The 11,704-nt window shown below is 55.8% G+C and carries 14 protein-coding genes; 4 read left to right on the forward strand and 10 right to left on the reverse strand.

The window, feature by feature from the left end:
* Positions 1-287: 287 nt before the first annotated feature.
* Positions 288-839, reverse strand: a complete 552-nt coding sequence (locus tag KJ653_00135; GenBank protein ID MBU0684249.1) for a manganese efflux pump MntP family protein — start codon at positions 837-839, stop codon at positions 288-290.
* A 157-nt stretch (positions 840-996) separates the two neighbouring features.
* Between KJ653_00135 and KJ653_00140 the strand changes: the two genes are divergently transcribed.
* Positions 997-1,242: an SDR family oxidoreductase gene (locus KJ653_00140; protein MBU0684250.1), complete on the forward strand. Its 246-nt coding sequence runs from the start codon at positions 997-999 to the stop codon at positions 1,240-1,242.
* 240 nt (positions 1,243-1,482) lie between these two features.
* On the opposite strand, the gene KJ653_00145 is transcribed toward KJ653_00140, so the two are convergent.
* Genes KJ653_00145 through KJ653_00160 form a run of 4 tightly spaced genes read right to left on the reverse strand, consistent with a single transcriptional unit; the run spans position 1,483 to position 4,192 of the window.
* On the reverse strand, positions 1,483-2,139 hold the full coding sequence (locus KJ653_00145) for a DUF120 domain-containing protein (protein MBU0684251.1): 657 nt from the start codon (positions 2,137-2,139) through the stop codon (positions 1,483-1,485).
* A gap of 52 nt (positions 2,140-2,191) precedes the next feature.
* A complete protein-coding gene (locus KJ653_00150; GenBank protein MBU0684252.1) occupies positions 2,192-2,581 on the reverse strand; it encodes a twitching motility protein PilT in 390 nt (129 codons plus the stop codon).
* A complete protein-coding gene (locus KJ653_00155; protein ID MBU0684253.1) occupies positions 2,565-3,797 on the reverse strand; it encodes a translation initiation factor IF-2 subunit gamma in 1,233 nt (410 codons plus the stop codon). Before KJ653_00155 ends, KJ653_00150 begins: the two co-directional genes overlap by 17 nt.
* Positions 3,797-4,192 carry a 30S ribosomal protein S6e gene (locus KJ653_00160; GenBank protein MBU0684254.1) on the reverse strand — a complete coding sequence of 132 codons (396 nt, stop codon included), beginning with the start codon at positions 4,190-4,192 and terminating at the stop codon, positions 3,797-3,799. The genes KJ653_00155 and KJ653_00160 overlap by 1 nt, the downstream gene beginning before the upstream one ends.
* A 174-nt stretch (positions 4,193-4,366) precedes the next feature.
* On the opposite strand from KJ653_00160, the gene KJ653_00165 reads away from it, so the two are divergent.
* On the forward strand, positions 4,367-4,654 hold the full coding sequence (locus KJ653_00165) for a rhodanese-like domain-containing protein (GenBank protein ID MBU0684255.1): 288 nt from the start codon (positions 4,367-4,369) through the stop codon (positions 4,652-4,654).
* Between the two features lie 2 nt (positions 4,655-4,656).
* On the opposite strand, the gene infB is transcribed toward KJ653_00165, so the two are convergent.
* The 5 genes from infB to rpl7ae form a co-directional block, all read right to left on the reverse strand.
* Positions 4,657-6,411 carry a translation initiation factor IF-2 gene (infB, locus tag KJ653_00170; protein ID MBU0684256.1) on the reverse strand — a complete coding sequence of 585 codons (1,755 nt, stop codon included), beginning with the start codon at positions 6,409-6,411 and terminating at the stop codon, positions 4,657-4,659.
* A 152-nt stretch (positions 6,412-6,563) separates the two neighbouring features.
* Positions 6,564-7,019: a nucleoside-diphosphate kinase gene (gene ndk / locus KJ653_00175; protein MBU0684257.1), complete on the reverse strand. Its 456-nt coding sequence runs from the start codon at positions 7,017-7,019 to the stop codon at positions 6,564-6,566.
* Positions 7,016-7,498, reverse strand: a complete 483-nt coding sequence (locus tag KJ653_00180) for a hypothetical protein (GenBank protein ID MBU0684258.1) — start codon at positions 7,496-7,498, stop codon at positions 7,016-7,018. Before KJ653_00180 ends, ndk begins: the two co-directional genes overlap by 4 nt.
* Before the next feature lie 29 nt (positions 7,499-7,527).
* Complete coding sequence (locus KJ653_00185) at positions 7,528-7,740, reverse strand: 30S ribosomal protein S28e (GenBank protein MBU0684259.1); 213 nt, start codon at positions 7,738-7,740, stop codon at positions 7,528-7,530.
* Between the two features lie 9 nt (positions 7,741-7,749).
* Positions 7,750-8,163, reverse strand: coding sequence for a 50S ribosomal protein L7Ae (gene rpl7ae, locus KJ653_00190; protein ID MBU0684260.1), 414 nt, complete (start codon positions 8,161-8,163; stop codon positions 7,750-7,752).
* Positions 8,164-8,335: 172 nt separating this feature from the next.
* Here rpl7ae and KJ653_00195 point away from each other — a divergent pair, with 172 nt between their 5' ends.
* The gene (locus KJ653_00195; GenBank protein MBU0684261.1) at positions 8,336-9,265 is read left to right on the forward strand and encodes a GNAT family N-acetyltransferase; all 930 of its coding nucleotides are present in this window, start codon (positions 8,336-8,338) and stop codon (positions 9,263-9,265) included.
* Positions 9,266-9,326: 61 nt separating this feature from the next.
* Positions 9,327-11,234, forward strand: a complete 1,908-nt coding sequence (locus KJ653_00200) for a DUF4445 domain-containing protein (GenBank protein ID MBU0684262.1) — start codon at positions 9,327-9,329, stop codon at positions 11,232-11,234.
* Positions 11,235-11,704: the final 470 nt, after the last annotated feature.

Raw genomic sequence — 11,704 nt, forward strand, 5'->3', positions numbered from 1 at the left:
CGAGATTAGGATTGACAGGAAGTCAAGACCTTATCGGATCATCCCTAAGAAGTAATCCCAAGAAGACGTGATTCATGGCCCGGACCCGGATTATAGCCCAGAATTTACCCCTAATTAAAACTGCCAGCTATAATCTTCAAAGCCAAATGCAGATCAGACTACTACGGGATTCTTTGATGGTAAAGAAATGAGCCAGTCATCGAGGTCCAACGTCGGTGGGATTCGAACCCTATGATTAGCATCGGCCAGCCGATGACACTGGATGCAGCCCTTGGACTCCCGGTTGTCTATAGCAAGTGCTCTATCAAGATCCGTATCCCGATCAATATGAGGATAAGGCCGCCAAAAATCTTGATCTTCTTGCCAAAGATGCTTCCCATCCTTGAACCGAATATGAACCCCAGATAAGATAGCATGAGGGTTACGGTCCCAATGATCAGGACTGGGATTAAGATGGGTGTTTCCAAGAATGCGAAACTGAGACCGACCATCAAAGCATCTATGCTGGTCGCAGCCGCGAGAACGAGTGCTGCGAATATTGTAACATCTTCTTCCTTACCATCTTCACTTTTCGTTGAGTCGTAGATCATCTTTGCGCCAATGAACCCGAGTAGTCCAAATGCGATCCAATGGTCGACTCCCATGATTATGTCCCTTAAACCTAAACCTGCAAACCAGCCGATTACGGGCATCAGCGCCTGAAACCCTCCAAAAAGAGAAGCTAATAGGATTGCAGATCTTCTTCTGTTCTTATTTACAGATATTCCTTTTGCAATTGAAACTGCGAAAGCATCCATGGATAGCCCAATCGCAATTAGAATCACCGTAACGAAATCCATCATTTCACCAGTTGGTCCACCTAGAACGATGAGAGAAGCTCATCTATGATTCCTATTCCAATGTTGAAGGACCTCATCCTGCGCTCAGGAGTTGTGAGATATAATTACTGAATATAATCACTTCGGGGGTACTGAATGATGGTCTTCTGAACCCTCCATGCATACAAACGCGGCTGCATACGTCGTCTCGAAACATGGTGTGATAGGATTGACCAAGAACGCGACAATCGAATACGCCACAAGAGGCATTCGTGTCAATGCGGGCTGTCAGGGCTTTATGGACACGCCAAGACTGAACCGTGTGGGTATAACAACAAACACGGAAACCGAGAGGGCAATTGCCGAAGCACATCCGATGAGACGTCTCTGGAAACCAGACGAGAGCGCTGCTCTTGTAGTCTAGCTTCTCGGTCAGGAATCCTCGTTCGTTACCGGTGCAGCAGTCGCCGTTGACGGTGGGCGCGTCTATATCTGACATTCAACGTCGAATTGTCATAGAGCACAATTGACCTGCGAAGCTAACATCAATATTGTTCGCGAAATTAAAATGTGCGAGGGCCCGGATTTGAACCTTGGCAATGCCGTCACGATACGGCAACCAGCATCCTTCGGAGCGCCCGTCTAGCCGAATCCGGAGGTGGCTTCACAGGGAAACAATCAACTCGACCTGATCGCCATCCTTGAGACCCAACGACCGCCTCAGATGATACTTGCAGATGACCTCTATGATATCCGTGTGATGGGACCTGACCGGAAGCACGACCGCGCATTCCATGTTATGTATCGTAGCGAGAAAACACTTCACGTCTCCGAAAGTCCTGCCCTCTTTCTCGAACCCCTTGATCAGGATGCCCTCGGACTTCCTCATGATGTCGAGTTTAGGAAGCTCAGGGTCCGCCAGCCTCAGGTTTAGTGTCCCCTCAAACGGCTTGAACCACAGCTTCTTCTGGAATTGGTCGGCGTAGGCCTCCTGGTTGACGTAGTATTGTCCCTCACCAAGACCAGAAGCCACACTCCCGATTATGACCAGGTGGTCCTTCATCTCGAAGATCCGCTGGTAGTCGGAGTACTCCTTCCTGAGTAGATCAAATCCCTTGTCCGTTAGCTTGATCCTCTGTCTCCTGGCACCGAGATCCCTCTCGATAAGCCCATCACCGAGCAACTCCAATATCTTCTTCGAAGCAGACTGTTGGCTGATCTCGAGGACGTTCCCGAGCTCTCTTGAAGAAATCGCGATGTAGTCGTGCACTCCACCCATCAGGGCGATGTGCTTCAGCGTCGCAATCTGCTTCTCATGCATGGCGCTGCTCGGATAAGCTAGCCATCATAATAGCTTTTCGTCATCGATGTGTTCAGAAATCGTCGACCACCAGGTAACGCTCGGCCCGCAACCTGATGACTGGAATGCGCTCTTTCCGGAGCCGGCCGATCAGCTCTCTGTCGTTAGTCAATACGGCCGCCGACCGCTCCTCCGCAATACTAAGGACCGCATCGTCGCCTCTCAATTCGGTCTCGACGATCTGATACTTCCTTGCCAATGCGAGCGCGGCCTTCGTGTTCTTGTCGACAACGTTGGAGAGCTCTCCCAGGACCGAGCTTGGGACGAAGACCGGGATCTCGCCGAAAAGCCTCTTCAGCTCTCTGTCGATGTTCACCTTGAACTGGAACGGCATGAGGAGGGCGTTCGCATCCAGGACGATGGCTTTCGGCAGAAGCATCACACGCCTATTCGACGGCGCCATAGCCGATCAAGCGCCACTTGCCGGATATGCGTCTGGATATGGCTATTCTCTGACCCTTCTCGACACAAACGGGAATCTTGAGAGAGACCTCGGCAGAACCTGAGCGGCCGCTCGTGACGACTCCCACGGTCGTGGCCGTCCCCACGCTCAGCATCAAGGGTTCATTTGTCTTGAGGCTCTCCACTGCAAGCTCGGACGCGACGCCCACGACCCTCTGCATGAGCTCCGTCCTGAATGTGATCTCGCTGGTGACCTCAGGCAGAGTCCCGGGGGCTCCGGCGATCCTTCCGACGAATGAATCGGATTTTGTGTAAGTTGGGTCCAAACCGGTCCCGATAGCAACGAGTCCTCCCGGTCCTGCGATTTCCAGCGTCGTTCCGCCGGCATAGAGCGACCTGACCTTGGTGGTGATCGTCTCCCAGCTGACCTTGCTCCCGACCTCGACCTTCCTGCCCGGTCTGATTTCGATCTCGTCCCCGACCTTGAGCTTTCCTTGGGTCAGAGAGCCGCCTATGACTCCGCCCTTGAGCTGATCTATTTCCGTGCCAGGGACATTGATGTCGAACGACCGCGCGACATACATCCTAGCAGGCTTGGACTTGTCCCACTTCGGTGTCGGAATCGTCTTCTCAATGGCCTCGATCAGCATGTCGATGTTGACGTCGTGGTGCGCGGATATGGGTATGATCGGCGCCTTCTCGGCGATCGTGCCCTTGATGAAGTCCTGGATCTCCTTGAAATTCTCTCTGGCCTGCTCCTTGGAGACGATGTCTATCTTGTTCTGAACGACAACTACCTTGTCAACACCTATGATAGTCAGAGCCATCAGGTGTTCCCTGGTCTGCGGCTGAGGACACTTCTCGTTCGCCGCCACGAGAAGCAAAGCTCCGTTCATTATGGCGGCGCCCGAAAGCATTGTGGCCATGAGGGTCTCGTGCCCAGGCGCGTCTACGAACGAAACTGATCTGAGAAGGTCGCACTCACCCTTGCAGTTAGGGCAGGTCGGTTGGTTCGTGTAGCACTCAGGCGCGTCACAGCTCTTGCACTTGTAGAACGCGACGTCTGCGTAGCCGAGCCTGATCGAGATTCCTCTCTTGACCTCTTCAGAATGCCTGTCGGTCCATTCACCCGTCAGAGCCTTCGTCAGCATGGTCTTGCCATGGTCGACATGGCCTATCATGCCGATGTTGGTCTCTGGCTGGCTGGGAACCTTCATTACTGCTTCTTCTCCTCTTTCTTAATCAGCTCAGAAATGGGCTTCATGCCGTGCTGCATGACCTTCATGTTGATCTGGAGGCTGTCCGGCGCAATCGTGTTCCCGCGGACGGTCTTCCTGCGCCTCAGGCCGCCCTTCTTGGAGTTGAAGCCGATGCTCTTCGAGATCAGGAGCTTCTTCCTTCTCGGTCCGGGAAGGTCCTTCCTCATGGGGAACCCGTCCTTGTCGCTGCCCCCGGTGATCTCGAGCTTGTAGCCCGGGAGACCGACGAAGATCCCGTCCACTACATCGCCTATCTTCTTTCCTATCAGCGAGTTGGCGTGGTGACCCGCGACTGGGGCCTGATATGACTTCCCATCTTTTGGATCGCCTATGACGGCCTTGAACTCTGCCAAACAATCCACTCCGGTGTGTGGGACGCCCTATTGCGAAAGGAGTTATATAGGTTTCGGAACTGGAATTGAGATGCTGGTAGGGTCGTACGTCGACATGAATATCATGTGCCGAGAATGTGGTGATGTGAAGGGTGAAAGATTAAACAGATAACCAGAGAGATCCTCAAGAACGTGATGGACAAGGACGTCGACTTCGTCCTGATAGACGCGCGAAAACACGAAGGCTACGACGACGAGCACCTGCCCGGGGCGGTTTCGATCCCATCGGACCACATGGGCGAGCACCTTGTGAGGGAGTACAAGAAGGGCCGCACGATAGTCACATACTGCTCGAGCTTTGAGTGCGATTCGAGCACGATCGCAGCTCAGAAGCTGGAGAAGTACGGCTTCAAGAAGATCCTCGAGTTCAAGGGCGGACTGAAGGACTGGAAGGAAGCAGGGTATCCCACCGAGAAGAAGTGAAGCTACCTTCCCCAGAAAGGCTTCTCCTTGCGCTTTATCACGGCCACCTGCTCCAAGACCTCCGTCTCATCCGGGGTCAGTTTGTAGTTGGCCAGCTCGTGAGCGTGGCTCTCGGGTACGTCTACCAAGAGGACATCCTCGACATCGATCTGCCGGCCGACGACCGCGTCATCGATGGCGACAGCCACCTCCTTGCCCGCAACCGCCTCCTTGAGGGACTCCTCGCCACTCCTTATGCTCTTGATCTTCCCCACGGACTTCCCGTCCTCCTTCATCAGCCCCTGACCTGGCCGTATGCGTCCCGCCAGTATCCTGACGCCGACTATGGCCGGCCTGCTGACTCTGAAGACATGGTCCCTGAGGATCACGACCTTCCCGGGGAAGACCACCTCGAGCCTCTTCTCCAACTCGAGTTCCTTCTTCCGTTCTTCGCACCATTTCTCGTATTCCTCGAGCAGACGGTACATGACGTTGTTCTCGAAGATCTTCACATCGGTCGATAGTGCCTCCGCCTTCGCGTCCTCGTTGATTGCGACATTGAACGCGAATATCGCCCGGTGCATAGGGCTATCGAAGTGCGACGCCTCAACGACATCCTTCCTACTGACGTTCCCGATGTCGATCTTGCGAATCGGGAGCTCCTTGGCCTTCGCCTCGAAGGAGAACGCTTCGAGAGAACCGATCGCATCGCCGCGGACGATTATCCCTTGCGGAGCGAGGTCTACCTTGATCTGGCTCTCTTTCCGGGTCTCCTCCAGGAGCTCTTCCAGGTTCCCGCTGACGACCTTGACCGTTCCCCCGGCCATCGCTTCCTCGAGGCCCTGAGCGATTATCCTTATGCCCGCGGCAGCAGAGGCCTCCTTTACCCTGTCGAACCTCTGCGTGGGGTCTCTTATCTCGTCCAACGGCTTGGGCCTCTGAAGGCCCTTGATCTTGGCGACGATCGGGTCGCCCTTGACGGACGAGACGACTATCTGGTCACCCACCTTGATAGTCCCTTTGTAGATGATCGAGTCAACGGCCGTTCCGATGCCGCGCTCCTCCTTCACTTCGAGGACGGTGCCCTCTCCCGCTCCCTCTTCCGTCCTCAGATCCTCTTCGAGGAACCTCTGAGCGAGCCCTACTAGCATCAGGAGAAGGTCTGGGAGGCCTTCACCGTACTTGCCGCTGACGGGCACGATGGCGACGGTCTTCGTGAAATCCGTTATCTTGTCGAACCTGTCCGCGCTCAAGCCGGTCTTGTCGAATATCTTGCCCGTGAGGTTGTATATCTTCTCCTCGAGCGCGGCAGCTACGCGCGGGTCCTGAATCGCAACTGACTCGCCGAAGGTCTTCCACTCATGGTGCCTCCAACCAGATATCAGGTCGATCTTGTTAGCAGCGATCACAAACGGCGTCCTGAAATTCTTGAGTATGTTGATGGACTCGATCGTCTGAGGTTTGATGCCCTCGTTGATGTCAATCACGAGGACCGCCAGGTCGGCCAAGGCGCCGCCTCTGGTCCTGAGCGTCACGAAGGAATAGTGCCCGGGAGTGTCTATGAACAGCAACCCAGGCACGACGAACTTTCTGTCGCCTATGAGATTCCCGCAGAGCTTGTATATCGTCTCTATCGGCACATCTGTCGCTCCGATGTGCTGGGTTATGCCTCCGGCCTCCCTGCCGACGACCTCGGTCCCCCTGATCATGTCGAGTATGGTGGACTTGCCATGGTCCACATGACCCAAGACTGATACGATCGGGTGCCGGACAGCCATGGCCTCAAAAGAGGACATGCGTTATAAGAAGTTAACCCACTTGGAGGGAAACCCGATCCGACCAACGGTGAGGCTGGCGGTTCATGGCCCAGGCTGTGAAATTGGATGAACGGAGGAAAACAGTCAACGAGAAATGGTTTCAAGATGGGGGTTCACGTTTCGAAAAGCCAGGCCTCGTCCGCCTTCTCGTACTTCTGTAGCTCGTAGTCGTTGAAGAAGAGCTTGATCTCGCGCTTGGCGCTCTCGGAAGAGTCGGACCCGTGGACTATGTTCCTGCCCGTCACTTGCGAGAAGTCCCCTCGGATGGTACCCGGCGCGGCGTCCTGCGGGTTCGTCTTGCCCATCATGGCGCGCACGCCTGCGACGGCGTTCTCCCCCTCGAGGACCATGCAGACCACTGACCCCGAGGTTATGTACGACAGAAGAGGCTCGTAGAACCCCTTGCCCTTGTGCTCCTCGTAGTGCCTCTCTGCAAGCTCCTTCGGGATCTTCATCATCTTCATCGCGCATATCTTGAGCCCGCGGTCCTCGAACCTCTGGATGATCTTCCCGACCAGGCCTCTCTGGACACCGTCAGGCTTGACCATCGCGAAAGTCCGCTCGATCATGTCTTTCCGCCCTCTGAGGGCTTTTCCTTCGGCTCCGCCTTGGGCTTCTGCTTCTGGACCCTGCGCACCTCAGGCTTCTTCGCTTCGGGGGTCTTGGGCGTTTCGGATTTCTTCGCGGGAGCCTTCTTCGCCGGTTCCTCAGCAGCAGGCTCCTTCCCCTCGGCCTTCGGCTTCTCCTGCTTCGGGGCTGGCTTGGCCTCCTCCTTCTTCTCGTCCGGCTTCGCCTCGCCCTTCTTGACCTTTCGGGCCTTCGGAGCTTCCGCCTCAGGCGCCGGTGCGCCCTTCATCCTGATCTGCTTCTCCCTCGCGTAGTACCTGGTCCATGTTGTCCTTCTGGGGATCCTGCCAAGCTGGACGAGATTCTTGAAGCACTTGGATGTGCAGAAGTTGCTGACCGTTCCGTCCTTCTTGATGTACATCCTGCCCGTCCCGGGCTCTATCTCGCTGCCGCAGAACGTGCAGACCCTTCTCTCTACCATTGAACATCACCTTCATTGATCGGCGCCGCTCAGCGCACGCCGAGCTTCCTTGCTTCCCTCGAGGTCTCCTTCAGCATCAGGACATCTCCGACCCTGATGGGACCCATGACGTTCCTGGTTATGATGCGGCCCTTGTCCCGGCCGTCCATGACCCTGACCTTCACCTGGGTCGCCTCTCCGGTCATGCCTGTCCTGCCAATGACCTCGACGACGGTCGATGGAATGCTATCGTCCTCAGGCATCTGGACCACCTACTTCTTCAGCGCCTTCAGCTTTTCGGCTAGATCATCGAGCGCCGGCTTGCCCTTTGCAGCATCGAGTATCGCGACCGCTGCGGTCGGCTTCTCGAGCCCACAGGCGTTCCCCAGCTCTGCCTTGCTGGGAACATACGCGTACGGCACGTTTCGCTCTTCGCAAAGGGCGGGCATGTGCATCAGGATCTCGGGCGGGAAAACGTCCTCGGCCATGATCACAATCAGGGTCTCGCCGCGCTCGACGAGCTTCGTGACCTCGTTGGTGCCCTTCCTGATCTTCCCGCCGTCTCGGGCGAGCTCGACCAGTTCGTACGTCTTGTCAGCTAGTTCCTTCGGCATCTCGAATTTCACATACACAGGCTTTGGCAAGTTGATACCTCCTTCAGGTGCGTGAGCACCGTCATCATTCATCGGCCCTTTTGATGAAAAGAGCAGAATGAGTAATTGCTTGAGGTATAAAAGGGTTGTTGGACATACCTGAGCGAGGGCGGTGACAATGCCGACCAAGGAATCTCCAGAACCTGACCCACCTCGTCTCCCTGGCCTCACCTTTCGCGGATTGCGCGGAGATGCCGATTTCGAGATGATGGCCAAGATAGCGAATGCAAGTTGGTTGGCGGACAAGATGGTCTACGGTACCGCTCCGGAAGACATCTCCCAGGATTACGCCCCTGCATCTAACTTCGATCCCGCGAAGGACTGCTTTATTGCTGATGTGAATGGCCTAATGGTCGGTTTCAGCTCCGTGTTCTGGTACCGGAACGTGAAGAACGAGAGGCTGTACAAACACTCGGCGAATCTGCTGCCAGAGTGGCGTTCCACCGGACTACGAAGGGTGATGCTGCGCATGAACGAGCGCAGGAGCATGGAGATGGCAAAGAACCACCCCAGGGATGAGAGGTGTCTGCTGGAGACCTGGGCGAACACGTCCGATGAGAATCATTGGAGGACGATCATCGAACACGAGGGATACGAACTATCTTGGCATCTTCTGGAGATGGAGCGCCCGAATCTGGAGGATATACCTGAACTCCCTTTGCCCCCAGGGGTCGAGGTCAAGCAGGTAAGACCGGACCAGTACGCGACCGTATGGCATGCAGCAAGGGAGGCGATGAAGGACGACAGAAGCTTCACCGAGGAGCGTTGGAGCGACGAGGAGATGGAACGCTTCACCAAAGCGCCGACATGGACTCCGCATCTGTGGCAGATAGCATGGAAGGGTGACGAAGTCGTCGGCGGCGTCATTGTCTTCATAGATGAGGGGGAGAACATACAGTTCAAGAGGAAGAGAGGCTACACGGAGGGGATCTTCGTCAGTCGGCCATGGCGCCATCAGGGTGTCGCTAGAGCCCTGATAGCCCGCGGCCTCAAGGTCCTCAGAGATCAGGGCATGGAGCAAGCATCTCTTGACGTCGATGCTGACAATCTTTCAGGAGCCCTCAGACTCTACGGGAGCTTGGGATACGAACCTGTCAAGCAGTTCAGGTTCTATCGCAAGCCTATGGACGAGTGAGAGTCCCCGGCCAAAACATCAATCGTGGGAGAAGCTATATCGTTGCTCAATATCCGGTCAGATGGTGACGGACACGGCCGAACCACTCGTACGATTCCAGCCACTTGGCAGAAAGGTCGAGGCGAAGAGAGGAAGCACATTGCTAGACCTCTCAAGAGAGGCCGGCGTGTCGTTGGAATCAATATGCAACTCGCTCGGGAAATGCGGTAAGTGCAGAGTCATCGTAAGGTCAGGGTCCGCAGCCCTCTCGGGAACTACATCCAGCGAGATCAGCGCGCTCGACCCGCAAGAGCTGAAGTTGGGGGCAAGGCTCGCATGCCAGGCCAAGATGATCACCAAGGGAAACGTGGTTGTCGATATCCCGGAGGAGAGCCAGAGAGGCCACCACAGACTGCTCGCCGCGGGTGTGGAGCCGAAGGTGAAGCTTGACCCGGCGGTCAAGAAGATAGTCCTCAAGATTCCTCCCGCGACTTTGAAAGACCTCAGGGCAGACGATGACAGGCTCCTGGAGGTGTTGTACAAGAACGCCCGTGTGTGCTCGAGACTCTCGCCAGGAGTCCACAGGAGACTACCAGAGGCGCTGAGGGAGAAAGGCTGGACCACCACGATCACCCTATTCAGGGACGACGAGGTCATCAGACTAGAGCCGGGCGACACCACTAGGGAGCTATTCGGGATCGCAGTGGACATTGGGACCACTAAGGTCGTCGCATACCTCCTGGACCTGCGTTCGGAGGGCATCGTGGCCACGGAGAGCATCCCTAACCCGCAGATCCCCTACGGCGAGGACCTGATGTCCAGAATATCATATGCTTCGAAGAATGAAAATGGACTTGAGCTGCTCCAGAAGGCCATAGTCGACGGAGTGAATTCTATCATATCAAGGCTGTGCACCTCAGAGCACATCGAACCCGACGACATCCTCGAAGTCATGGTCGTGGGGAACACTGCCATGCATCACATATTCTTCGGGATCCCAGCAACCCATCTGGCAGCGGCGCCCTACGCTCCAGCTGTCAGGACTTCGTTGTCCGTGAACCCTACCCACTTGGGCTTGAACACATACCCGTTCGGGAAGGTGTCATCACTTCCGAACATCGCGGGCTTCGTGGGAGCAGATGCAGTGGCGGACCTGGTGGCAAGCGGACTGTACGATGACAAGAAGATAGGGATGATGATCGATATCGGCACGAATACAGAGATCATCGCCGGCAACAAGGACAGACTCATCAGTTGCTCGTGCGCCTCGGGACCTGCGTTCGAGGGGGCTCACATCAAGTTCGGCATGCGCGCGTCCACGGGCGCCATCGAGCGCGTCTGGATCGACCCATCGAGTCACGAGGTCATGCTTCGCACGATAGATGACGCACCGCCAAGGGGCATCTGCGGCTCAGGAATCGTCGACGCAATCTCGGAGATGTTCAAGGCTGGGATACTAGACCCTTCGGGCAGGATTGCGGTCTCCTCGAAAGACCGTAGGACCAGGAACGGCCCGGACGGGCCCGGGGAATATGTCTTGGCCAAAGCAAATGAGACCTCGACTGGCGAGGACCTGACCATCACCCAGCACGATGTGCAGGAGATCCAGCTCGCCAAGGCTGCGATCTTCACTGGCGTGTCGATTCTGATGAAGAAGCTCAGGCTAAGGTGCTCCGACCTATCGCGAGTATATGCGGCTGGGGCATTCGGGACATATGTGGATGCGTCGAGCGCAATCGCGATCGGGATGTATCCAGATGTCCCGGTCGAACGCATCCGTTTCATCGGGAATGCAGCCGGTTCGGGCGCGAGGATGTGCCTGAGATCGACCAAGATGAGGGACCTGGCAGACAGGCTCTCGCGCGAGGTCGAGTACGTCGAGCTCGCAGCCGAGAAGGACTTCCAGAACGAATTCGCGCAGGCCATGTTCCTCCCCCACAGAGATCTTACCAGGTTCCCGAACCACTCGGCACCCAGACCAAAGGATTGATGAACCTCTCGTCTCCGAATAGATTGACGGCCGTCTCTCAAGCCGGCCTAGAAGAATAATCTACCGGAAGGTCTTTTCTTCAAATCCAATGAACATTGCCAACGATTCGTCGGACGGGCTTCGAATTATCCCCGCGAAGCTTAAATAACATTGCAGCAATCGCGCCCACAACGGATTCTGGTCAGATGAATCGGAATCCGGGGCAATTGTGACAGAGTCAACTACCACCGGATAAATCCAGTGGCTTGTCCTTCCAGTTTTCGTTTAGGGGGTGGTTCCCCGACGGACGCCCTTGCGGGAACGGAGGACGATTGGCTGGCTGACTTTGGGGATGCCGCCCCTCAGATACCGTCACGGTATCAGCAGCCTACTCCCACAGGAAGGCTTCACAGACATCTTATCCGCCCCGTCATTGCTGACGACTTGCCCGTAGGAGCTACGAGAGTGGATTGTCTGAGGAGATACATATA

This window comes from Candidatus Thermoplasmatota archaeon, assembly GCA_018814355.1.
GTDB lineage: Archaea > Thermoplasmatota > Thermoplasmata > UBA10834 > UBA10834 > COMBO-56-21.